This window comes from Stakelama pacifica (assembly GCF_004361835.1).
Taxonomy (GTDB): domain Bacteria; phylum Pseudomonadota; class Alphaproteobacteria; order Sphingomonadales; family Sphingomonadaceae; genus Sphingomonas; species Sphingomonas pacifica.
Genome location: NZ_SNWD01000001.1, coordinates 234063 through 256435, shown reverse-complemented (window position 1 = coordinate 256435; position 22373 = coordinate 234063). Strand labels below are relative to the sequence as shown.

Below are 22373 nucleotides of genomic sequence, written 5' to 3'. Positions count from 1 at the left end.
TTAATACTTCCCCACCAGCACGTCGGTATATAGCTCCTCGGGTTCGGGCTCCGGCGCCGTTTCGGCGTAATCGGCCGCCTCATTCACGATCTTGCGGATTTCCTTCTCGATCGCCTTCAAATCATCTTCGGCAACCCCGGCATCGGCCAGTTCGCGCTTCACATGTTCGATCGGATCGGACTTGTCGCGAACCGACTGCACTTCCTCACGGCTGCGGTATTTCGCAGGATCGGACATGGAGTGACCGCGATAGCGATAGGTCTTCATCTCAAGGATGATCGGCCCCTTGCCGCTGCGCACCCATTCGAGCGCGGTTTCGGTGGCACCGCGGGCCGCCAGCACGTCCATGCCGTCGACCTGGATGCCAGGGATACGGAAGCTTTCGCCGCGGCGGAAAAGCTGATCCTCGGCCGCCGAGCGATTGACGCTGGTGCCCATGGCATACTGGTTGTTCTCGATCACGAAGATGATCGGAAGCTTCCACAGCTCAGCCATGTTGAAGGCTTCGTACACCTGCCCCTGATTCGAGGCGCCGTCGCCGAAATAGGCAACGCACACGCCGCCATCTTCGTTATATTTATGGCCGAAGGCGAGGCCCGTGCCCAGCGGCACCTGCGCGCCCACAATACCGTGCCCGCCGTAGAATTTCTTCTCGGTCGAGAACATGTGCATCGACCCGCCCTTGCCCTTCGAAATGCCGGCATCGCGGCCGGTCAGCTCGGCCATGATGACCTTGGGGTCGAGGCCATAGGCAAGCATGTGACCATGGTCGCGATAGCCGGTGATGACCGAATCCTTGTCGCCGTCGAGCGCCGACTGGATACCGACCGCAACCGCTTCCTGACCGATATACAGATGGCAGAAGCCGCCGATGAGGCCGAGGCCATAGAGCTGGCCCGCTTTCTCTTCGAACCGGCGGATGAGCAGCATCTGTCGATAGAATTCGAGCAGCTCGTCCTTCGATGCCGGATAGCGGCCCGGTTCGTCCGGACGTTCGCGATTGGGGATGAGCGGCTCCGACTTTCCAGTCTTGCTGCCCGATTCATTGTTGCTGCGTGATGACGCTGCTTTGGCCACGATAGGAAACCTCTGTCCTAGGGGAGGAGGAAAGTGCCGAGCCTATAAAACGCTTAACCGCCCGACCGCAACGCCAACGCGCATTTTATGCATGGCGTTCATTCCAAAAAATGGGTTTTTCAATCCAGCGGGATGATTTTCTCGTCCGGATGCACGACATTCAGCTCCTTTCGCACCAGTTCGTCGACCATGTCGGGATTGGCATGGCGCGGATCGAGCTGTTCCTTGCGATTGCGCAGGATCTGACGGTGCTTGTCGAGTTTTGCATAAACGGCCTGTTTCTGCACAAGCTGCTGCTGATAGTCGCGATAGGCCATGATACCGTTCGGACCCAGCACGGCATAATAGCCGAAAAAAGCCATGAAGATGATCGCTGCTGCCGGAAGTCCGGCACGGCGAAGCATCGCGGCAAAAGGAGACGAACGCGACATGGGTGCGATAATCCTTCAGAATCCAGCGCGAATCAAGGAATAACGATGCACGCTTTGCCAGAAAAAAATGCACGCCCGGCACCCGATATCGCATTCGACCAGTTTCTTGCCGTCGATATTCGGGTCGGAACCATATCCGATGCCGCGCCCTTCCCTGAAGCGCGCCGACCCGCCATCAAACTCTGGGTCGATTTCGGAGCGCCGATCGGCATCCGCAAGTCCAGCGCGCAGATCACCCGCCATTATGCGCCGGAAACGCTGATCGGGCAGCAGGTGCTCGCCGTCGTCAACTTTCCGCCGCGCCAGATCGGGCCATTCATGTCCGAAGTGCTGGTGCTGGGCGTGCCCGATGCCGATGGGGAGGTCGTGCTGATCGCGCCCGCCCACCCCGTCGACAACGGCTCGCGCCTGTTCTGAAAATCAGAAACGCAGGATTGAGCGACCGGCATAGCGCGCCGCCGCGCCCAGCTCTTCCTCGATCCGGATCAGCTGGTTGTACTTGGCAAGCCGGTCCGACCGGGCAAGGCTGCCGGTCTTGATCTGACCGCAATTGGTCGCAACCGCGAGATCGGCGATCGTCGAATCCTCGGTCTCGCCCGACCGGTGCGACATTACGGCCGTATACGACGCGCGATGCGCCATATTGACCGCTTCCAGCGTCTCGCTGAGCGTACCGATCTGGTTGACCTTCACCAGCAGCGAATTGGCATAGCCGCCCGCAATGCCGTCGGCGAGCCGCGCCGGGTTGGTCACGAATACATCGTCGCCGACCAGCTGCACCTTGTCGCCGATCTTCTGCGTCAGGATCTTCCAGCCTTCGAAATCATCCTCGCTCATCCCGTCCTCGATCGAGAGGATCGGATAGTTGCGGCTTAGATCGGCGAGGTACTCCGCCATTTCTTCGGGAGAGAGCACCTTGCCCTCGCCTTCCATATGATACGCCCCGTCGCGGAAAAATTCGGTCGCGGCACAATCGAGCGCGAGCATCACGTCATCGCCGGGCATATAGCCTGCTGCTTCGATCGACCGCATGATGAAATCAATGGCATCCTTGGTCGATGCCAGCGCAGGCGCGAAACCGCCCTCATCGCCGACCGAGGTCGAAAGCCCCTTTTCGCTCAGCCCTTTTTTCAGCGTGTGAAAAATTTCCGAACCGCAACGCACCGCGTCGGCGATACTGTCGGCACCGACCGGCATGATCATGAATTCCTGAAAATCGATCGGATTATCAGCATGTTCGCCGCCGTTGATGATATTCATCATCGGGACGGGAAGCATCTGCGCACCCACGCCCCCCACATAGCGATAGAGCGGAAGCCCTCGCGCATCTGCGGCTGCCTTCGCCGCGGCAAGGCTAACGCCCAGAATCGCGTTCGCGCCCAGACGCCCCTTGTTTTCGGTCCCGTCGAGATCGATCATCACCTGATCAAGGTCGAGCTGATCTTCGGCATCCAGCCCAAGGAGCGCTTCGGCAATCTCGCCGTTCACTGCTTCGACGGCCTGGCTCACGCCCTTGCCCATATAGCGCGATTTGTCGCCGTCGCGCTTTTCGACCGCTTCATGCTTGCCGGTCGATGCGCCGGAAGGCACTGCCGCGCGACCGAAACTTCCGTCCTCGAGCAGGATATCGACCTCGACGGTCGGGTTGCCCCGACTGTCGAAAATCTGGCGGCCGTGAATGTCGATAATTGCGGTCACGTAACGGTCTCCTTAAGTCTGGCACGGGACATGCGCCTTTGCCGCGAGCGTGTATCGTCTTGCGACACGAACGGCAATTGCTCAGGCAGATGGAACCGCGACGCGCGGTCGCGGTTGTTTCGATGGAATTACGAAAGGGATTTCGCGACATGGCAGACGACACTTTCCCCGCCGAGCCGGTAAAGACCGGTCCGGCCAGCGCGACGCCGAACGAAACGGCGACCGCGCCCGCGCCCAAAGCGGCAAAGGCAAAGCCCGCAGAACCGGCCAAGAAGACCGGCAAGGGCAAATCGACCAAAAAATCGGCAAAGACGATGATCAAGGATGAGGCGAGCAAGCTGAGCAAACAGGCAGGCGAAAAAGCGCGCGGCTACGCCAGGGACGGCAAGGATCGGGCGAGCGGCGCGATCGATGAATTCGCGAAGCTGCTCGACGACGCGGCCGGCAGCGTCGACAGCCATATGGGCGAACAATATGGCAAATATGCCCGTTCCGCCGCTGGTCAGGTATCGGGTTTCGCCGATACGCTGCGTTCGCGCGAAGTTGAGGAACTGCTCGACGATACCCGCACGTTCGTCCGCAAAAATCCGGCAATCGCGATCGGTGCTGCTGCTGCGGCAGGATTTCTGCTTGCCCGTGTGCTCAAAGCCGGAATCGATCAGGCCGGCGACGGCTTCGATGAAGATGATTTCGATTGAGGCGTCGCGGGGGCAGAGTGAAGCACGATAGCAGCGAAGCCGCAGGCATCATCGCGCTGGCGCGTCAGCTTATGCGTGATGCGCGGGCATGGATCAGCGCGGAGATAGGCTTTTATCAGGCGCTGATCGGCGATCGCATGCGCGATGCCAAAATGGCGATCGCGTTCGCCGTGCTGGCACTGGTGCTCGCCAATGCAGCGCTGATCGCTTTGCTGATCGGCGGGATTTTGATCCTTCTTCCCTATGTGGGTGCATTTTGGGCGACGCTGATCGTGATCGGTCTGACGCTCGCAATAGCGGCCATATTGGGACTATCGGCTCTCGACCATGTCAAACGGGCGCTGCGCAGCCCGACGGGAGGTGATCGATGACCGATCAGAGCGATGTGGCGCGTGCGCGCACAAGCCGGGAGATCGCCAAGGCGCAGATGCTGGGCACTTATGATGCGCTGCGCATGCGGGTGAAACCGGCCAATCTGGCAGGCGATGCCGCTTGCGGGGCCAAACGCATGGCAGTCAACAAACCCGCGAAGGCGGGACTGATCCTTGGCGGGATCGCGGTGCTGCTGTTCGCTCGCCCGGCTTATGCCGCGATGCGACGGTGCCGGTCGAAGCGTGTGGCAACCGCTGCGGCAACCAAACGTTAGGAACAGATCGGGGCGATTACGACTTGCCCCAAAGAATAAGGAAGCGCGAGATGACGGACTCCACCCAATCGACCAATGACAATCACGGCGTCCGCGACCGGGCATCGCATGCCGCCGACCGCGCGCGCGAAGGCGCGAACAAGGCCTATGCCGACAGCAAGGAGCGGGCAAAGAGCGCTGCTCACCGCGCCGAGGACGGGCTGGAAGGCAATCCGCTTTCGGTGCTGGTCGGCGGTGTCGCCGTCGGCCTGCTCGCCGGATCGCTGATCCCGCGTACCGAGCGCGAAAAGGAAGTGCTCGGCCCGCTCGGCAAGCGGCTTGCCGAGGGTGCGACCGCAGCCTTTATCGCCGCGCGCGATGCTGGCAAGGAAGAACTCGAATCGCTCGCCCCCGATAAGGATCAGGCGAAGAGCAAGGCGTCGAGCGCGCTGTCGCACGTCGTCGACGCCGCGACCAAAGCGGGCAAATCGGCCGCGAGCAACGCAAAAGCAGGCTGAACCGGGTCCTTCGGGCTATTCCGGGGTTGCGTGACGGGCGGGAGTGGGTATGCGCTCTCGCCCGACACCATATCCAGGAGACTCCATGAGCAAGCTGCACTTAGTGTTCGGCGGGCGTGTCAGCGATCCGCGCACGCTCGATTTCACCGATCTGTCGAAGATCGACCTTGTCGGCATCTTCCCCGATTATGCGAGCGCGCAAAAGGCATGGCGCGCGGCCGCGCAGCGCACTGTCGACGATGCTGAAATGAAATATGTCGTGGTGCATCTGCACCGTCTGCTCGAACCTGATATGGACGCGCCGACCGACGCCTGAACGATCAGGCGCCCTTCCAGCGCCACATCAAAAGCGGCCGCGCAAGCGCAAGCCCGGCGACGAAACCGCCGACATGCGCCGCGGCCGCGATCGGGCTTCCCGACCGCGCGCTCAGCACGCCCAGCAACAGATTGATTCCGGTCCAGGCGAGCGCCAGCCAGACGACATGCACCACGCGCGCCGGGATCGGCCCGACCGCTTTTGCACGCGAACGGCCATACAGCAGCGAATAGGCACCAACGATCGCCGAAAGCGCCCCGCTCGCCCCGATCATCGGCATCTGGCTCGCCGGTCCGGCAATCCATTGCGCAAAGGCCGACGCATAAGCGCCGGCGAGATACAGCACGACGATCCCGCGCGCGCCAAGACCCTGCTCGGTCTCGCGCCCGGTATAGAACAGCATGATCATGTTGAAGCCGAGATGCAGAAACCCGGCATGCACGAGCGTCGCGGTGAGCGGCGTCAGCCATAGCGGGGCGAGCGAATAATAATCCGCCGCCTGCGACATGCCGCCGATCCGCGAAGGGATAAACCCCGCCCATAGGGCCGCCGGATCGATCATGCCAAGGCCGATCAGGATCAGGCTAACCAAAATGGTGAGACCGCCGATCACCGCCGTCGCGGGGGCGTCGAACCGGGCGACGATACCCCCCGAACCTCCCCCGCGATGCATGTCCAAATCCGGCCCTCGCCTCAGATGAATTCGATCTTCTGCACCAGATAGAAGCGGTCGCCCGACGGAACGGTCACCTCGACCTCATCATCGACCCGCTTGCCGATCAGCGCGCGGCCCAGCGGCGAATTGTAGGAAATCCGCCCGGTCTTGGCATCGGCCTCGGCCTGCCCGACGATCTGATATTTGATCGGCTTGTCGTCATCGTCGAGCAAGGTCACGGTCGCGCCGAACACGATCCGGTCGCCCGACAATTCGGTCGGATCGATCACCTGCGCGCGGCTGAGCTTGTCCTCGATATCGGCGATCGACGCCTCTACCTGACCCTGACGCTCCTTGGCGGCATGATATTCGGCATTTTCCGAAAGATCGCCATGCGCGCGCGCTTCCTCGATCGCATCGACGATCTGCGGACGCTCCGCTTTCAGACGTTTCAGCTCGGCGGAGAGCTTCGCATGCCCTTCGGCCAGCATCGGCATCTTTTCGACGGTCGCCATATTCAATTCCCTGTCAATATCCCCGTCCCCAAGCGGCCCTGAAAGGACCGCCCGCACCTTTTTCTCAAACTGCGGGGATCAATCGTGCGAACGGAGATAATAGGCCTGCAAGGGGCGTACTTCAAGGGATCGGCTCGACATCGCGACAATCGCCTGCGCCGCCGCGTTGCTGGCGGGCGCAGTAGTGAAATACGGGATCTTGCGCGCGACCGCCGACGCACGGATCGACTCCGAATCTTTCAGCGACTGCCAGCCTTCGGTGGTGTTGAAGACCAGATCGATACCACCGTCCATGATCCGGTCGACGATATGCGGACGGCCCTGCGCCACCTTGTTAACGCGCTCGATCGCAATGCCCTGTTCAGCAAGATAGTCCGCCGTGCCGCCCGTCGCGACAATGGTGAACCCATGGTCGGCAAGCATGCGCGCGCCAGACAGGATCACCGGCTTGTCGCTGTCTTTCACGCTAACGAACACCGTGCCGGATTTCGGCAGCGTGACCCCGGCCCCAAGCTGCGACTTGGCAAAGGCCACGGCAAAATCATTATCGATTCCCATGACTTCGCCGGTACTCTTCATTTCCGGTGAGAGCACAGGATCGACGCCCGGGAAGCGCGCCCAGGGGAACACCGCCTCCTTGACCGCGATATAATCGATATTGCGGTCAATCGTCGGCAGGTCGGCAAGCTTTTCGCCCGCCATCACCCGCGCCGCGATCTTGGCGATGGGCGTGCCGATCGCCTTGGCGACGAAGGGCACCGTCCGGCTGGCGCGCGGATTGACTTCGATCAGATAGACCTCGCCATCCTTCACCGCGAACTGGATGTTCATCAGGCCGCGAACTTTCAGCGCGCGGGCAAGTGCATCGGTCTGACGCTCGATTTCCTCGATAATGTCCTGCGGCAGGCTATAGGGCGGGATCGAGCATGCGCTGTCGCCCGAATGGACGCCCGCTTCCTCGATATGCTGCAGCACCCCCGACACCACGACAGTATCGCCATCGGCAACCGCATCGACATCGACCTCGATCGCATCGCGCAGATACTGGTCGATCAGCACCGGACTATCGCCCGAAACCTGAACCGCGGTTTCGATATATTCTTCGAGCTGCTGCGTCGAATCGACGATTTCCATCGCCCGCCCGCCAAGCACATAGCTGGGCCGGGTAAGCACCGGATAGCCGATCCGCTCGGCCACCGCGATCGCCTCATCCCGGCTGCGCGCAATGCCGTTTTCGGGCTGCTTCAGGCCAAGCTTCGCGACCAGCGCGGCAAAACGCTCGCGGTCTTCCGCAAGATCGATCGCATCGGGCGAGGTGCCGAGGATCGGGATACCAGCCTCTTCCAGTGCGCGCGCAAGGCTGAGCGGCGTCTGACCGCCGAACTGCACGATCACCCCGGCCAGCGTGCCGTTCGATTGCTCGACGTGCAGGATTTCAAGCACATCCTCCGCCGTCAGCGGCTCGAAATAGAGCCGGTCGGACGTGTCATAATCGGTGGAGACGGTTTCGGGGTTGCAATTGACCATGATGGTCTCGAACCCGGCCTCCTCCAGCGCGAAGCACGCATGGCAGCAGCAATAATCGAACTCGATCCCCTGCCCGATCCGGTTCGGGCCGCCACCCAGAATGACAACCTTTTTCCGGTCGCTCGGCATCGCCTCATTTTCCGGTTCGCCAAAGCTCGGCGCTTCATAGGTCGAGTACATATAGGGCGTTTTCGCCTCGAACTCGGCGGCGCAGGTGTCGATCCGCTTGAACACCGGGCGCACGTTCAGCCTGTGGCGAAGCGCGCGCACTTCGGCCTCGGTCACGCCGCCGGTCATCGCCTTTACCGCGTCGTGGATCAGGCCGCCGCCGCGTGCCGCGCTGCCATCGCGCAGATTGGCCGATTGCAGCGCCAGCCAAGCCAGCCGCTTGTCCGAAAAGCCCATCGCCTTCAACCGGCGCATGCCGGCCGCATCGCGCGGCAGGCCGTTCTTGCAAACTTCCTGCTCGGCGCGGACGATTTCGGCAATGCGTTCAAGGAACCACGGATCGAACTTGGTGATCGCCTGCACCTCGGCAACCGTAAAGCCTTCGCGCAGCGCCTGTGCCGCGCAGAGCAGTCGGTCGGGCGTCGGCTTGGCGAGCGCAGCCTCGATCACGGGCCGCGTCGCACCGACCAGACGCGCAACCGTGTTGAAGCCCGAAAGCCCGGTTTCCAGCCCACGCAGCGCCTTTTGCAGGCTTTCGTGAATATTGCGGCCAATCGCCATGACCTCGCCGACCGACTTCATGCTGGTGCCGAGGATCGGCTCCGAACCCTTGAACTTTTCAAAGGCGAAGCGCGGAATCTTGGTCACGACATAATCGATCGTCGGTTCGAAACTCGCAGGCGTGACGCCGGTAATGTCGTTGGTGATTTCATCGAGCGTATAGCCGACGGCCAGCTTCGCCGCGACCTTGGCAATCGGAAAGCCAGTCGCCTTCGACGCCAGCGCCGAGGAACGCGAAACGCGTGGGTTCATCTCGATAACGACCAGCCGCCCATCCTTCGGATTGACTGCGAACTGTACGTTGGAACCCCCTGTTTCTACACCGATTTCCCGGAGCACAGCGAGGCTCGCATTGCGCATCACCTGATATTCTTTGTCGGTCAGGGTCAGCGCAGGTGCAACGGTGATCGAATCGCCGGTGTGCACGCCCATCGGATCGATATTCTCGATCGCGCAGACGATGATGGCATTGTCCGCACGGTCGCGGACCACCTCCATCTCATATTCCTTCCACCCGAGCATCGATTCCTCGATCAGCACCTCGGTGGTCGGGCTGGCATCAAGCCCGCCCGCGACGATCTTCAGAAATTCGTCCTTGTTATAGGCAACGCCGCCGCCGGTGCCGCCCATCGTGAAGCTGGGCCGGATGATCGCGGGAAGGCCGGTAACCTCCAGCGCCGCGACCGCTTCCTCGATCGTATGCGCAATCGCCGAGCGCGCGGATTCGAGGCCGATCCGGTCCATCGCGTCGCGGAACTTGATCCGATCCTCGGCCTTGTCGATGGCATCGGCGTCGGCACCGATCATCGTTACGCCATATTTTTCCAGCGTACCGTCGCGGAACAGCGCGAGCGCGGCGTTGAGCGCCGTCTGCCCGCCCATCGTCGGAAGCACCGCGTCGGGCCGCTCCTTTTCGATGATCTTCGCCACGATTTCGGGCGTGATCGGCTCGACATAGGTCGCATCGGCCAGCTCGGGATCGGTCATGATCGTCGCCGGGTTCGAATTAACGAGGACGATGCGATAGCCCTCTTCCTTCAGCGCCTTGATCGCCTGCGTGCCCGAATAATCGAACTCGCATGCCTGACCGATAATAATCGGCCCCGCGCCAATGACGAGGATGGAGGAAATGTCAGTGCGTTTGGGCATTAGAGATAATGATCCAAAATCTTTTCAAAAAGGATGAGCAAGCGATCAACCACCAGCTGAATCGCGTTATCTTTAAGTTTCTTAGAGAGCTCGCCCAGAACCTTCAAAACAGAGTCGCGGATGTACCCAAGCCTTACCCGCTCTGACTTCAGTACAGCTTTAACACCTTCAACTTCGGCTGAAATCCGTTCTCGGTCGTCACCCAACACCTCCGCGACTTCATTACTAGTCCGCAAGGTATCAGAAATTTCATTTAACCCCTGCTCAATCTCAATCCGCTCGGCGGAATTGTGAACAAGGCTAACAGTTCTATCTGAGGCCGGGATCTCGAAATTTTCTTCAATTTCCCTACTCTCATCAGATTGTTGATCGGACAACCTCTCCTGAACACGATCCCAAAACATCTCGTTCGCAAAGACTTCTTCTATCCAAGGCCGGCCGGCCTTCGCAACTATGGCTATTGGACTACCGTGCAAGTACTGCGCAATTTCTTTAAATCGCGACAAAAATGCCGTCTTTTGCGTCGTAATATAAGTACCGACGAATTCATCATCATTCAGGTCGACAAGTTGCAAATCCGCCATTAAATCCAAAGCCAGATCTAAAGCCAATTCAGGCAAATCTCGACCAAATTCTTCAGAAAATATTTCCAGAAAGTCTCGCCGTTTGTTCATATTTCGAACTTGATCGGCAGGGTAATTGGAAATTACCGCCCCAAACCCGGCGACTATATAAGATTCTATTACATATGACTTTTCATCACTATCATGCGGCATGATTGCCCCCTTATTTTTGGTGCAACATCCCCACAAACCGCTCGAACAGATAGAAACTGTCCTGCGGGCCGGGGCTGGCTTCGGGGTGATATTGCACGCTGAAGGCGGGGCGGTCGGTCAGCATGAAGCCGGCATTTGATCCGTCGAACAGCGACACATGCGTTTCGCGCGCGCTTGGCGGCAGCGTTTCGGTCTTCACCGAAAAGCCATGGTTCATGCTGGTGATTTCCACCACGCCGTCTTCCAGCCGCTTTACGGGATGGTTCGCACCGCGATGGCCCTGAAACATCTTGGTCGTCTCCGCCCCCACGGCGAGCGCGAGAAGCTGGTGCCCGAGGCAGATACCGAAGATCGGCATCTTCTCATCCAGCAGCCGCCGGATCACCGGCACGGCATATTCGCCCGTCGCGGCGGGATCGCCGGGGCCGTTCGACAGGAAAATGCCGTCGGGCTTCAGCGCCATAACGTCTTCGTAGGTCGCATTGGCGGGCAGCACCGAGACCTTCGCCCCTGCCCGCACCAGATTGCGGTAGATGTTGCGCTTCGCTCCATAATCCAGCGCCACGACATGCGGGCGTTCGCCCTCGTCCCCGGCATCTTCATAGCCGAAGCCAAGCCGCCAGATACCGCCCTGCCAGCCATAATGCGTCTTCGCCGTCACGTCTTTGGCAAGGTCCATGCCCTCCAGCCCCGGCCAGCCCTTCGCCTGCGCCAGCAAGGCGTCGAGGTCGAACTTGCCGTCTGCCGAATGCGCGATCACACCGTTGGGGGCACCGCCCTCACGAATGCGCCGGGTCAGCGCGCGGGTATCGATCCCCGACAGGCCGATCCGGCCATGCTCCTTCATCCAGACATCGAGCCGCTCTGCGGAGCGGAAATTGCTCGGTTCGGTTACATCCTCACGAACGATGATGCCCAGTGCATGGGGATCGTCCGCTTCGATATCCTCGGCATTGGTGCCGACATTGCCGATATGCGGAAAGGTGAAGGTAATGATCTGCCCCGCATAGCTGGGGTCGGTCAGCACCTCCTGATATCCGGTCATCGCGGTGTTGAAACACACTTCGCCGACGGCCGCACCTTCGGCACCAAAGCCTCTGCCCCATAGCACCGCGCCACTGGCCAATACCAAAACCCCGGTGGCTCCATCGGGCATAGGCGTGGGTTGGGCGTCGGGCATGAGCGTCCGGCTCTCCGTATCAGGGGTTGTCTTGCAATGTCGCTAAGGGCGTTCGGCTAGACCCGAGCGGCGCACCCGTCAATCTGTTAATCCGACGAAATGAGCGCTATCTTGGATGTTTCCCATTTGCATCCGAGAGAGAATATGATTCGCGACGATATCAAGGCCGCGCAGATCGCCGCCATGAAGGCCGGTGACAAGGAAAGCCGCGCCACGATCAGCCTGATCCAGTCCGCCATCAAGAATCGCGATATCGAAGCGCGCACGACCGGCCCGATCGAGGATGACGATGCGCATGTGATCGAAGTGCTGCAAAAGATGGTGAAGCAGCGCCGGGAATCGATCGAAATGTACGAAAAGGGCGGTCGCGCCGAACTCGCCGAAGCCGAAGCAGCGGAAGTCGCCGTCATCGAACGTTTCCTCCCCGCCCAGATGGACGAGGAAGAAACCAAAGCCGCGATCGAGCAGATCAAGGCGGATACCGGCGCCACCGGCATGAAGGACATGGGCAAGGTAATGGCCGAACTGAAAGCCCGCCACGGCACCCAGCTCGACATGAGCAAGGCCAGCGCACTGGTAAAGGGCGCGCTCAGCTAAGGGGCTTGTACCCTCTGCCTCTTTGCAGAAACGCAAGGAGGCAGAGCCCCGGTACATTCGCGCATTTTGAAATGCCGACGATACGCAGTCCGTTTTCTAAGGTATAATCGCCCGCATGAGTTTGTCGCCCGCCTTTCTCGACGAATTGCGCGCGCGCACGACGCTTTCGACGCTGATCGGAAAGTCGGTGAAGCTGCAGCGCGCGGGGCGTGAATGGAAAGCCTGCTGCCCTTTCCATCAGGAAAAAACGCCAAGCTTCACGATCAACGACGATAAGGGCTTTTATCACTGTTTCGGCTGCGGCGCGCACGGTGATGCGATTCGCTGGATGACCGATCAGCGCGGCCTGCCCTTTATCGATGCGGTGAAGGAACTCGCTCAGGCAGCGGGTATGGAAGTCCCCGCCCCCGATAAGCGCTCGGCCGAACGCGCCGAGCGGCAAAAGGGGCTGCGCGAGGCGATGGAGGATGCCGCGCGCTGGTTTACCGAGCAGTTGCACGGGATCGGCGGCGCAGAGGCGCGCGAATTGTTGCAGCGGCGCGGGATCAGTCCCGAAACCGCGCGTATGTTCGGCATGGGGTTCGCTCCCGATTCGCGCTCGAAACTGCGTCAAGCGCTAAGCGACTATGGCGATGCCAAGCTGGTCGAGGCAGGGCTGCTGATCCAGGTCGAGGGCAAGGAACCCTATGACCGGTTTCGCGGGCGACTGATGATCCCGATCCGGGACGTTCGCGGTCGCGTGATCGCCTTTGGCGGAAGGATCATCGGCGATGGCGAGCCCAAATATCTGAACTCGCCCGAAACCCCGCTGTTCGACAAGGGGCGCAACCTCTATAATCTCGACCGGGCGCAGGCTGCCGCGCGCAAGGCGAACCGCGTTATCGCGGTCGAGGGCTATATGGACGTGATCGCGCTCGCACAGGCGGGATTCGGCGAATCGGTCGCCCCGCTCGGCACCGCGATGACCGAGGCGCAGCTCGAACGGCTCTGGCGGATGGTCGACATTCCGCTGCTATGCTTCGACGGGGATGCGGCGGGACAAAAAGCCGGAATGCGCGCGGCGCTTCGCGCGCTGCCGCTATTGGGGCCGGGACGCAGCCTTGGCTTCGTCACGCTTCCTGAAGGGCTCGACCCCGACGATCTGGTGCGCCAGCAAGGGCCCGATGCGTTCGAGGCGCTGCTCGCCGCGCCCACCCCGCTCGCCGAGCGGATCTGGGCGCATGAAGTAGCAGCGGAGCCGCTCGACACGCCCGAAGCGCGCGCGGGGCTTCGTCGCCGGTTGGGCGATCATGCGCAAAGCATCGCCGATCCGATCGTGCGCAGCGAATATGTCGCGGAGTTCCGCCGCCGCTATGACCGGCTCTTCGCCGCCCCGGCGCGCCGCCGCGAATATCAGAAGCCGGGACAACGTCGCGGACCGTGGAAGCCGCCCGAGCCGCCGCCCTCCACGATCGTACGCAACGTGAATTCCGGCGGTATCGACCGGGTGTTGGCAAAGGCGATCCTTGCCGGCCTGATCCGCCACCCGGCGGAGATCGCCCGGCACATGGAAGTGCTCGGCACGCTGCGCCTTGCCGATGGCGCGCTTGGGCGGCTGTTCGAAGCGGTGGTCGATGTGGCGCTTGAGGATCAGGCGCTTGATGGCGAGCGTTTACGCACCATATTGGCGAAGTCCGGGTTCGGATCGATCGCGAACGAATTGCTGCGGGCCGATGCGGTGGCGTTTTCCTTCACCCAGGCCGAGGCGGATGAGGCGAAAGCGATCGCCGATCTGGACGAAGCGATTGCGGTGCTGGTCGCACGACCGGCCGTCGATGCCGCGCTGGCGCGTGCCACTGCGGAATTGAAGGCAAGCGGGAGCGACGCGGCGTTCGAACGCCAGGTGGGTCTGATACGGGAACAGCAGAAGCTGGAAGCGCGTCTTGCAAATCTGATACTGGCGGACGAATAGAGTATAATTAGGGCGTGATTTTGAGGGCTATTAATGGCGAAGGCTAAGACGGCGGACGTTGCCGACACGAATGAAACGGGTGACGCACCGCTGATCGACCTGAACGAAGGGTCGCTGAAAAAGCTGGTCGCGCGCGCCAAAAAGCGTGGCTACATCACAGTCGATCAGCTCAACGAGATGCTGCCGCAGGACCAGATGTCCTCGGAACAGATCGAAGATGTGATGTCGGCGCTCAACGACATGGGCATTAATGTCGTCGAAAATGAGGATGCGGGCGAGGACGAACAGCCCGAGGACGACGCACCCGACGCGATCGACGCCGATGATAATGAACAGGGCACCCAGCAGGTCGCCGTCGAGACGAAGAAGAAGGAAACGGTCGATCGCACCGACGATCCCGTTCGCATGTATCTTCGCGAAATGGGCGCGGTCGAGCTTCTGAGCCGCGAGGGCGAGATCGCCATCGCCAAGCGGATCGAAGCGGGCCGCGATACGATGATCGTCGGCCTGTGCGAAAGCCCGATCACCTTCAACGCAATCATCGACTGGTCGAATGCCCTCAATGAAGGCGAAATGCAGCTTCGCGAGATTCTCGATCTCGACGCGATGCTCAGCAAGGAGCCTGCGCCCGAAAGCCTTGAAGAAGATGGCGAGGATTCGGACGACGGCGAAATCTCCGAGAAAAATGCCGGGCCTTCGTTCAAGGACGAAGATGATGTCGAGGACGAATCGGAGGAAGACGAAGAGGATTCGATGACCGAACGCCGCGCCAAGCGCGGGTCGGATGATGATGAAGAAGACAACACGCTCAGCCTCGCCCAGATGGAAGAGGCGCTGAAGCCGCAGGCGCTCGAAAAGTTCGCGAACATCACCGCGATCTACAAGAAATTCTCGGCGATGCAGGCGAAGCGGCTCGATTCCATGGCTGCGGGCGGCGAATTGTCGGCGGCGGATGAGCGCAAATATCAGAAGCTGCGCGAAGACCTGACCGCCGAAGTCGAGAGCGTGCAGTTTCATCAGGCGAAGATCGAATTTCTGGTCGATCAGCTTTACAGCTATAACCGGCGCCTTACCGCGCTGGGCGGCCAGATGCTGCGCCTTGCCGAGCGGCACAAGGTCAACCGCAAATCGTTTCTCGACCAATATGTCGATCACGAACTTGACGAGAACTGGCTGACCGACGTTCAGAAGATCGACAAGAAGTGGAAGGCCTTCGCCGAGAACGAAATCGATGCCGTCGATCGCATCCGCACCGAAATCGCCGAGATTGCTCAGCAGACCGGTATGGCGCTGACCGAATTCCGCCGCATCGTGAACATGGTGCAGAAGGGTGAGCGCGAGGCACGTATCGCGAAAAAGGAAATGGTCGAGGCCAATCTGCGCCTCGTGATTTCCATCGCCAAGAAATACACCAATCGCGGCCTGCAGTTCCTCGACCTGATTCAGGAGGGCAATATCGGCCTGATGAAGGCGGTCGATAAGTTCGAATATCGTCGCGGGTATAAGTTCAGCACCTATGCGACCTGGTGGATTCGTCAGGCGATTACCCGCTCGATCGCCGATCAGGCGCGCACCATTCGTATTCCGGTGCATATGATCGAAACGATCAACAAGCTGGTGCGCACGAGCCGTCAGTTCCTGCACGAACAGGGCCGCGAACCGACGCCGGAAGAAATGGCCGAACGGCTTTCCATGCCGCTCGAAAAGGTGCGCAAGGTGATGAAGATCGCCAAGGAGCCGATCTCCCTCGAAACGCCGATCGGCGATGAGGAAGACAGCCATCTGGGCGACTTCATTGAGGATAAGAATGCGATCATCCCCGTCGATGCCGCGATCCAGTCCAACCTGAAAGAAACCGTCACTCGCGTGCTGGCCAGCCTCACCCCGCGCGAGGAGCGCGTGCTGCGTATGCGCTTCGGGATCGGCATGAACACCGATCACACGCTGGAGGAAGTCGGGCAGCAGTTCAGCGTTACCCGCGAACGCATCCGCCAGATCGAGGCGAAGGCGCTGCGCAAGCTGAAGCATCCAAGCCGCAGCCGGAAGATGCGCTCTTTCCTCGACCAATAGGATCGATTGCGCAACAATCCTCGAAAAACCCGGTGAAAGCAAAGCTTTTGCCGGGTTTTTTTCATATGATCGACCCGCGATTTAAACCAAGATTTTACGCGTGCTGATTTACCCCTTGCCCCGTCAAGCCCGATGACCCTGAAATAACATGCCGGGCAAGGAGAGGCGCAATGCCGGCACAAAGCAACAATCTCCCCCCGTCCGACGCGATATGGGCGATCTTATGCGATCTCGATCGGAGCGAAGGCAGCGGTGCGCATCGCTTTGTGCGCCACCTCGCCGACCCCGCCGCTCCGATGTCCGACATTGCGGATGCAGTCCACTGCCTGTGCGTGATCCATGGCAACCATCCGGGACTGTTCGATCTCGCCACCGAAAACCCCGGCCCGGAAGCGGTCCGTAACTGGTTGCAGGCCGCTGCTGCGCATTTTCATGAAGAACGCGTGCTTCTGGTCACGCTCGTCGCTGCGGCCGGTCCGCCGCGCGGCACGCCCGGCAGTGCCGAAGCCGAAGCAACGGTTGCGGGGCAGCGGCACGCGCTCGAAATACTCGCACGGTCCGACCGCACCGGCTGCGCGATCGGCGCGGCAATGGGGCTGGCGCTCGAATGGCGGGCCATCCGCCACGCGCTCGACCATGCGGCCGGGCGGCTGGACGTCACCCCTGCCCCGCTGAACCTGCCGGACGAAACTGAAACCCGGGCGATGCTCCATACCCTGGCCCCCGATTCCGCTGTGGAGCGTGCGATATTGTTCGGATATCGCCAGCTTCTGGCGCAGCATCGCGGGCTTTGGGACCTGCTGCAAGCCCGCGCAGAGGCCCGCAACCGCACCTGACCGCATCCGCTCCGCTTGCATCGCGGCCCCGGCTACGCCTATTTCCGGACAAGGAAAAAAAGCCGATGGAGAATGCATGCGCTTCGAGGGCACCCAAAGCTATGTCGCGACCGAAGACCTGAAGGTCGCGGTGAACGCTGCCGTGAAACTGCGCCGCCCGCTTCTGGTCAAAGGCGAACCGGGCACCGGAAAGACGGTACTCGCGCAGGAGATCGCAAAGGCAGTCGACGCGCCGCTGATCGAATGGGGCGTCAAATCGACCACGAAAGCGCAACAGGGTCTGTATGAATATGACGCGGTCGCCCGGCTGCGCGACGGGCAGCTCGGCGATGAACGCGTGCATGACATTTCCAACTATATCCGGCGCGGAAAGCTGTGGGACGCCTTCGTTTCGCCGCGGCTTCCCGTGCTGCTGATCGACGAGATCGACAAAGCGGATATCGAATTTCCGAACGACCTGCTGCAGGAACTCGATCGCATGGAATTCCATGTGTACGAAACCGGCGAAACGGTGCGCGCTGCGGAACGGCCGATCGTGGTCATCACGTCAAACAATGAAAAGGATCTGCCCGACGCGTTTCTGCGCCGCTGTTTCTTCCACTATATCAAATTCCCCGATCGCGAGACGATGCAGGCGATCGTCGATGTCCATTTCCCCGACATCCAGAAACGGCTGGTGTCGAAGGCGATGAACATTTTCTACGAGCTTCGCGAAGTGCCGGGCCTTAAGAAGAAGCCCTCGACCAGCGAGCTGCTCGACTGGCTCAAGCTGCTGATGCATGAGGATATGCCGCTCGACGTGCTGCAATCGCGCGATACGGCAAAGGCGATTCCGCCGCTCCATGGCGCGCTGCTCAAGAATGAACAGGATGTCATGCTGTTCGAACGACTTGCGTTCATGAGCCGGCGCAAAAATCCGTGATTGCCTCGCCACCCCTTCCCGCCTCGCGGAGCTAGGCCGATGTTCCTCTCCTTCGTCGACGAACTGCGCGCTGCCGGGATCGGCGCGAGCTTGAAGGAACATCTGACGCTGCTCGAGGCGCTCGACCGCGAGGTGATCGACCGCACGCCGGAGGATTTCTATTATCTCGCCCGCGCGACCTTCGTGAAAGACGAGGGGCTGATCGACCGGTTCGACCGCGTGTTCGCCAAAGTGTTTCGCGGTATCCTGACCGAGGGCGAGGAATCCGCTGAGATTCCGGAAGAATGGCTGCGCGCGCTCGCCGAAAAGTATCTCACTCCCGAACAAATGGCCGAAATCGAATCGCTCGGCTCGTGGGAGGAAATCATGGACACGCTCAAAAAGCGGCTCGAAGAGCAGAACGAGCGGCATGAGGGCGGCAATAAGTGGATCGGCACCGGCGGCACCTCACCCTATGGCCATTCGGGCTATAATCCCGAAGGCGTACGGATCGGCGGCCAGAGCCGCCATAAGCGCGCGATCAAGGTCTGGGAAAAGCGCGAATTTTCGAACCTCGACAATAGCCGCGAGCTTGGCACCCGCAATATCAAGGTAGCGCTGCGCCGCCTGCGCCGGTTCGCGCGCGAAGGGGCCGCCGATGAGCTGGACCTGGAGGCAACGGTGCGCGGCACGGCGAAACAGGGCTGGCTCGACGTGCATATGCGACCCGAACGTCACAATGCGGTGAAGCTGTTGCTGTTCCTCGATGTCGGCGGATCGATGGACCCGTATATCAAGGTGTGCGAGGAACTGTTTTCTGCGGCGACCAGTGAATTCAAAAATCTCGAATTCTTCTATTTCCACAATTGCCCTTACGAGGCGCTGTGGAAGGACAATCGCCGCCGTTTTTCAGAAGCGATTCCCACCTGGGACGTACTTCATAAATTCGGCAATGATTACAAACTGATCTTTGTCGGCGACGCCGCGATGAGTCCCTATGAGATCACCCATATCGGCGGATCGGTCGAACATATGAACGAAGAAGCGGGCGCGACCTGGCTTCAGCGGCTGACAAACACCTACCCCTCGGCGGCGTGGCTCAATCCTGTTGCCGAACAATATTGGGGGTATAGCCAGTCCACCCGGCTGGTACGCGATCTGATCGACGATCGGATGTATCCGCTGACGCTGTCCGGTCTGGACAGCGCCATGCGCGAACTCAGCCGAAAGAAATGAGCATTACAATCGGGTAATGGCCGCGCGCAGCCCGCGCATGGTTTCGATATCGCCGACCGGCCGTTCGGCGGCTTCCGAAGCCATGGTCATCAGCCGCACCGCGCCGAAGCTCGCCGCCAGCCCCTTCATGCGAAGCGCCGCGTCGCGCCAGCCATGCTCGCTCTGCGCATTCTGCATATTGGCGAAGCACCGCGTCGCGCTCTCCAGAAACGCTTCGCGCAGGTCAGCGATCAGACCGGGTTCGTCACCAACTGCCGCAGCCAATGTCGCATCGATTGCACCGGGATCATATGCCATGCCTGTCTCCTAGCCGGCTCATAGTTAAGGTTTCGCAAATGTCTTTGCCACACACCGAAACATGATAAACCCCCTGAATGAACGGGGGATCAAAAATAGTCGGGCTGCGGCCCGCATATGCAATCAATTCGCATGACACGGCACCGGTTCCAACCGGGGCAGCGGGGGGAAAAACGGGATTGGACGGCGAAACTATGCACTGGGAAGCGGAAGTCGAAGAGACGGAGGCGACCCGCTCGCCCGCAGGAGTCGGCCGGATCATCGCGATCGCCGTCATTGCGCTGTCGCTGATCTGGCTCTTCAGCATGACCGCACTGTGCTGGCCGCAATTGCAGGCGGGGATGGCACCGGTCGCGCTCGCCGAGTTCATTGCCGCATTGTGCATTCCCCCGATGCTGATCGGGGTCATCGCGCTGTTGCTGCTGCGCACGCCGCGCGCCGAGGCGGCGCGGTTCGGCGGAGCGGCGCGCGCCATGCGGGCAGAGGCAGCCAGTCTTGACCGTATCGTCACCGGCCTGTCGCAGCGCATCGAACAGAATCGCGTTGAACTCGCCGAACAGACCAACGCCCTGTTCACGATGGGCGATGACGCCGCCGAGCGGCTGCATGCGGTGAGCAACGGCATGTCCGAACAGGCGAAAGCGCTCGACCGGTCGGCGGCGCAGCTTGTCGAGACCGCGAACCGGACGGGGCGGTCGCTCGAAGTGGTTCTCGCCTCGCTTCCCAAAGCGCAGGAAGAGGCTGCCGGGCTGAAGGACCGGATCGACGAAAGCGGCCTTGCCGCCGGACGGAATGTCTCCGCGCTCGATGCGCAGCTTTCGGCGCTGACGCAGCGCGGGCGGGAAGCGAACGACATTGCGGGCGGCGCTGCTGAGCGGCTTGCCGCGCATATCGCGCGCATGGAAGCAACCAGCGAGGCCGCAGGCGCCCGGCTGGAGCAGGTCGCCGAAGATATGAGCGGCGAGGTCGATGCCGTGCTGCATCGCGCGGCCGAAGCGGTCGACCAGTCCCGTCAGGCGATCATCGCCCAGAGCGAAGCGCTCGTCGCGATGCTCACCGCGAATCAGGAAGCGATGCACCGCGCGGGCGAGGAAGGCGCCGCCGCGCTCGGCGGGCGGATCGATGCGATCGAAACCGCGCTCGCGCGGATCACCGAACGGCTTGGCGCCGAGCATCAGCGCAGCGCCGATCTGTTCGCGTCGATCGACACTGCGGTCAACGCCGCCGATGCGCGGATCGAAACGTTGCACGGTGACAGCATGGATCGCACCCGCGACATGGTCGAACGGATCGAATCGCTCACCCGATCGGCGAACGACATGGAAGAAACCATGCGGCGCGGCGATTATACCGCCAAATCGGTGATCGACACCGCCGAACATCTGCTCACCGCGCTCGATGCCGCCGCGCGCGAAATGGACGAAACCATGCCGCAGGCGCTGGCCCGGCTCGACAAGCGGATCGACGAAACTCAGACGCATATCGCCGGCGCGGCCCCTGAGGTCGAGGCGCTGCTGCGCGCAGCCGAGGGAGCGCAGGAAAGCGTTCGCAGCATCGCCACGCTGATCGCTGATCAGCGCGATGCGGTTCGGGCGATGAACGACACGCTGCTCGACCTGCTCGATCATGGCGAAAGCCGGATCGCGAATGTCCATCGCTCGGTCGAAACGACGATCGATTCGGCGCGTCGCTTTTCGGACGAAGCGGCGCCGCAGCTGGTCGATACGCTGCTGCGCATCCGCGAAACCGCCGCCACGGCGAGCGATCAGGCGCGCAAGACGCTCGGCGCGATCATCCCTGCCGCTGCGCATAAGCTGGAACAGGAAAGCTCTGACGCGCTCGAACGCGCGGTTGACCGGTCGGTCAACCGCCAGATCGCCGAACTGCATCGCTCTGCGGACGAGGCGCTGGGCGCGGCGAACGATGCCGCCGAACGGCTCAGCCGTCAGATGAGCGAGCTTTCGGGCGCGACAGCGGAAATCGAGGGACGGCTGAAAGAGGCGCTGGCCGAGCGTCAGGCGAATGACCGCGACGCGCTTGCCCATCATGTCTCGCTGCTCATCGATGCCCTCAACTCAGCCTCTATCGATATCAGCAAGCATTTCAGTGACGAGGTGTCGGACACCGCATGGTCGGCCTATCTGAAGGGCGATCGCGGTATCTTCACGCGGCGCGCCGTGCGCCTGCTCGACACGCCCGAGGCAAAGGCGATTGCACGACTCTATGGCGAGGACGACTCGTTCCACGAACTCGTCAATCGCTACATCCATGATTTCGAGGCGATGTTGCGTCAGGTGCTGGCGCTGCGCGACGGTTCGCCGCTCGGCATCACGATGCTGTCGTCCGACATGGGCAAGCTCTATGTGATGCTTGCTCAGGCGATCGAGCGCCTGCGCGGCTGATCAGGCGGAGGGCCGGCGCGAACCCCGGTCCTCGCCGTCGCACTCACGCCAGGGTGCAGTGTGCGCGACCCGCATGCCGATCGTCATCGCGAGAAGCGAAGCGACGAAGCGATCCAGAGCAATGACGCGTACCGCTCTGGATTGCCGCGCCCCTTCGGGGCTCGCAATGACGATTAATTCAGATCACTG

General features: G+C 61.2%; 22 protein-coding genes. 13 read left to right on the top strand and 9 right to left on the bottom strand.

Annotated features, from left to right (window positions below):
- Window positions 1–1008 (bottom strand): pyruvate dehydrogenase (acetyl-transferring) E1 component subunit alpha, encoded by a 1008-nt coding sequence (pdhA, locus tag EV664_RS01115; RefSeq protein ID WP_133494198.1) that lies wholly within the window; start codon window positions 1006–1008, stop codon window positions 1–3.
- Window positions 1009–1196: 188 nt separating this feature from the next.
- The gene (locus EV664_RS01110) at window positions 1197–1508 is read right to left on the bottom strand and encodes an FtsB family cell division protein (protein ID WP_133493852.1); all 312 of its coding nucleotides are present in this window, start codon (window positions 1506–1508) and stop codon (window positions 1197–1199) included.
- Window positions 1509–1553: 45 nt separating this feature from the next.
- Between EV664_RS01110 and EV664_RS01105 the strand changes: the two genes are divergently transcribed.
- Window positions 1554–1925: a tRNA-binding protein gene (locus EV664_RS01105; RefSeq protein ID WP_133493851.1), complete on the top strand. Its 372-nt coding sequence runs from the start codon at window positions 1554–1556 to the stop codon at window positions 1923–1925.
- Between the two features lie 3 nt (window positions 1926–1928).
- On the opposite strand, the gene eno is transcribed toward EV664_RS01105, so the two are convergent.
- The gene (gene eno / locus EV664_RS01100; RefSeq protein WP_133493850.1) at window positions 1929–3206 is read right to left on the bottom strand and encodes a phosphopyruvate hydratase; all 1278 of its coding nucleotides are present in this window, start codon (window positions 3204–3206) and stop codon (window positions 1929–1931) included.
- 149 nt (window positions 3207–3355) lie between these two features.
- Between eno and EV664_RS01095 the strand changes: the two genes are divergently transcribed.
- From EV664_RS01095 to EV664_RS01075, 5 genes are all read left to right on the top strand, one after another.
- Window positions 3356–3904 (top strand): hypothetical protein, encoded by a 549-nt coding sequence (locus EV664_RS01095; RefSeq protein ID WP_133493849.1) that lies wholly within the window; start codon window positions 3356–3358, stop codon window positions 3902–3904.
- Between the two features lie 17 nt (window positions 3905–3921).
- Window positions 3922–4275 (top strand): phage holin family protein, encoded by a 354-nt coding sequence (locus EV664_RS01090; protein ID WP_133493848.1) that lies wholly within the window; start codon window positions 3922–3924, stop codon window positions 4273–4275.
- Window positions 4272–4550 (top strand): hypothetical protein, encoded by a 279-nt coding sequence (locus EV664_RS01085; protein ID WP_133493847.1) that lies wholly within the window; start codon window positions 4272–4274, stop codon window positions 4548–4550. The genes EV664_RS01090 and EV664_RS01085 overlap by 4 nt, the downstream gene beginning before the upstream one ends.
- Window positions 4551–4600: 50 nt before the next feature.
- Window positions 4601–5047 (top strand): DUF883 family protein, encoded by a 447-nt coding sequence (locus tag EV664_RS01080; RefSeq protein WP_162848744.1) that lies wholly within the window; start codon window positions 4601–4603, stop codon window positions 5045–5047.
- 85 nt (window positions 5048–5132) lie between these two features.
- On the top strand, window positions 5133–5363 hold the full coding sequence (locus EV664_RS01075; protein ID WP_133493846.1) for a DUF4170 domain-containing protein: 231 nt from the start codon (window positions 5133–5135) through the stop codon (window positions 5361–5363).
- A gap of 4 nt (window positions 5364–5367) precedes the next feature.
- Here EV664_RS01075 and EV664_RS01070 read toward each other — a convergent pair whose 3' ends face one another.
- The 5 genes from EV664_RS01070 to carA form a co-directional block, all read right to left on the bottom strand.
- Window positions 5368–6036, bottom strand: a complete 669-nt coding sequence (locus tag EV664_RS01070; RefSeq protein ID WP_133493845.1) for a rhomboid family intramembrane serine protease — start codon at window positions 6034–6036, stop codon at window positions 5368–5370.
- 20 nt (window positions 6037–6056) lie between these two features.
- The gene (greA, locus tag EV664_RS01065) at window positions 6057–6533 is read right to left on the bottom strand and encodes a transcription elongation factor GreA (RefSeq protein ID WP_133493844.1); all 477 of its coding nucleotides are present in this window, start codon (window positions 6531–6533) and stop codon (window positions 6057–6059) included.
- A gap of 78 nt (window positions 6534–6611) precedes the next feature.
- Entirely contained in the window at window positions 6612–9938 is a 3327-nt protein-coding gene (gene carB, locus EV664_RS01060; protein ID WP_133493843.1) for a carbamoyl-phosphate synthase large subunit, read from the bottom strand.
- On the bottom strand, window positions 9938–10714 hold the full coding sequence (locus tag EV664_RS01055) for a hypothetical protein (protein ID WP_133493842.1): 777 nt from the start codon (window positions 10712–10714) through the stop codon (window positions 9938–9940). Before EV664_RS01055 ends, carB begins: the two co-directional genes overlap by 1 nt.
- A gap of 10 nt (window positions 10715–10724) precedes the next feature.
- Complete coding sequence (carA, locus tag EV664_RS01050; RefSeq protein ID WP_133493841.1) at window positions 10725–11894, bottom strand: glutamine-hydrolyzing carbamoyl-phosphate synthase small subunit; 1170 nt, start codon at window positions 11892–11894, stop codon at window positions 10725–10727.
- 144 nt (window positions 11895–12038) lie between these two features.
- Between carA and EV664_RS01045 the strand changes: the two genes are divergently transcribed.
- The 6 genes from EV664_RS01045 to EV664_RS01020 all read left to right on the top strand — a co-directional run bounded on the left by EV664_RS01045 (window position 12039) and on the right by EV664_RS01020 (window position 19485).
- Window positions 12039–12491 (top strand): GatB/YqeY domain-containing protein, encoded by a 453-nt coding sequence (locus EV664_RS01045; RefSeq protein WP_133493840.1) that lies wholly within the window; start codon window positions 12039–12041, stop codon window positions 12489–12491.
- Window positions 12492–12606: 115 nt separating this feature from the next.
- Entirely contained in the window at window positions 12607–14442 is a 1836-nt protein-coding gene (gene dnaG, locus EV664_RS01040; RefSeq protein WP_133493839.1) for a DNA primase, read from the top strand.
- Window positions 14443–14475: 33 nt separating this feature from the next.
- A complete protein-coding gene (rpoD, locus tag EV664_RS01035) occupies window positions 14476–16512 on the top strand; it encodes an RNA polymerase sigma factor RpoD (protein ID WP_133493838.1) in 2037 nt (678 codons plus the stop codon).
- A gap of 170 nt (window positions 16513–16682) precedes the next feature.
- The gene (locus EV664_RS01030) at window positions 16683–17348 is read left to right on the top strand and encodes a DUF6975 family protein (protein WP_133493837.1); all 666 of its coding nucleotides are present in this window, start codon (window positions 16683–16685) and stop codon (window positions 17346–17348) included.
- 76 nt (window positions 17349–17424) lie between these two features.
- Window positions 17425–18270 (top strand): AAA family ATPase, encoded by an 846-nt coding sequence (locus EV664_RS01025; protein ID WP_133493836.1) that lies wholly within the window; start codon window positions 17425–17427, stop codon window positions 18268–18270.
- A gap of 39 nt (window positions 18271–18309) precedes the next feature.
- A complete protein-coding gene (locus EV664_RS01020; protein ID WP_133493835.1) occupies window positions 18310–19485 on the top strand; it encodes a vWA domain-containing protein in 1176 nt (391 codons plus the stop codon).
- A gap of 3 nt (window positions 19486–19488) precedes the next feature.
- Here the strand turns inward: EV664_RS01020 and EV664_RS01015 are convergent, their stop codons facing one another.
- Entirely contained in the window at window positions 19489–19782 is a 294-nt protein-coding gene (locus tag EV664_RS01015; protein WP_133493834.1) for an Hpt domain-containing protein, read from the bottom strand.
- 179 nt (window positions 19783–19961) lie between these two features.
- Between EV664_RS01015 and EV664_RS01010 the strand changes: the two genes are divergently transcribed.
- Complete coding sequence (locus EV664_RS01010) at window positions 19962–22184, top strand: coiled-coil domain-containing protein (RefSeq protein ID WP_133493833.1); 2223 nt, start codon at window positions 19962–19964, stop codon at window positions 22182–22184.
- Window positions 22185–22373 lie beyond the last annotated feature (189 nt).

What these genes read in the sequence shown, in the direction of transcription:
- EV664_RS01110 (WP_133493852.1), bottom strand. Translation starts at nt 1,508, where the DNA reads ATGTCGCGTTCGTCTCCTTTTGCCGCGATGCTTCGCCGTGCCGGACTT.
- EV664_RS01105 (WP_133493851.1), top strand. Translation starts at nt 1,554, where the DNA reads ATGCACGCTTTGCCAGAAAAAAATGCACGCCCGGCACCCGATATCGCA.
- EV664_RS01095 (WP_133493849.1), top strand. Translation starts at nt 3,356, where the DNA reads ATGGCAGACGACACTTTCCCCGCCGAGCCGGTAAAGACCGGTCCGGCC.
- EV664_RS01085 (WP_133493847.1), top strand. Translation starts at nt 4,272, where the DNA reads ATGACCGATCAGAGCGATGTGGCGCGTGCGCGCACAAGCCGGGAGATC.
- EV664_RS01080 (WP_162848744.1), top strand. Translation starts at nt 4,601, where the DNA reads ATGACGGACTCCACCCAATCGACCAATGACAATCACGGCGTCCGCGAC.
- EV664_RS01075 (WP_133493846.1), top strand. Translation starts at nt 5,133, where the DNA reads ATGAGCAAGCTGCACTTAGTGTTCGGCGGGCGTGTCAGCGATCCGCGC.
- EV664_RS01070 (WP_133493845.1), bottom strand. Translation starts at nt 6,036, where the DNA reads ATGCATCGCGGGGGAGGTTCGGGGGGTATCGTCGCCCGGTTCGACGCC.
- greA (WP_133493844.1), bottom strand. Translation starts at nt 6,533, where the DNA reads ATGGCGACCGTCGAAAAGATGCCGATGCTGGCCGAAGGGCATGCGAAG.
- carB (WP_133493843.1), bottom strand. Translation starts at nt 9,938, where the DNA reads ATGCCCAAACGCACTGACATTTCCTCCATCCTCGTCATTGGCGCGGGG.
- EV664_RS01055 (WP_133493842.1), bottom strand. Translation starts at nt 10,714, where the DNA reads ATGCCGCATGATAGTGATGAAAAGTCATATGTAATAGAATCTTATATA.
- carA (WP_133493841.1), bottom strand. Translation starts at nt 11,894, where the DNA reads ATGCCCGACGCCCAACCCACGCCTATGCCCGATGGAGCCACCGGGGTT.
- EV664_RS01045 (WP_133493840.1), top strand. Translation starts at nt 12,039, where the DNA reads ATGATTCGCGACGATATCAAGGCCGCGCAGATCGCCGCCATGAAGGCC.
- dnaG (WP_133493839.1), top strand. Translation starts at nt 12,607, where the DNA reads ATGAGTTTGTCGCCCGCCTTTCTCGACGAATTGCGCGCGCGCACGACG.
- rpoD (WP_133493838.1), top strand. Translation starts at nt 14,476, where the DNA reads ATGGCGAAGGCTAAGACGGCGGACGTTGCCGACACGAATGAAACGGGT.
- EV664_RS01030 (WP_133493837.1), top strand. Translation starts at nt 16,683, where the DNA reads ATGCCGGCACAAAGCAACAATCTCCCCCCGTCCGACGCGATATGGGCG.
- EV664_RS01025 (WP_133493836.1), top strand. Translation starts at nt 17,425, where the DNA reads ATGCGCTTCGAGGGCACCCAAAGCTATGTCGCGACCGAAGACCTGAAG.
- EV664_RS01020 (WP_133493835.1), top strand. Translation starts at nt 18,310, where the DNA reads ATGTTCCTCTCCTTCGTCGACGAACTGCGCGCTGCCGGGATCGGCGCG.
- EV664_RS01015 (WP_133493834.1), bottom strand. Translation starts at nt 19,782, where the DNA reads ATGGCATATGATCCCGGTGCAATCGATGCGACATTGGCTGCGGCAGTT.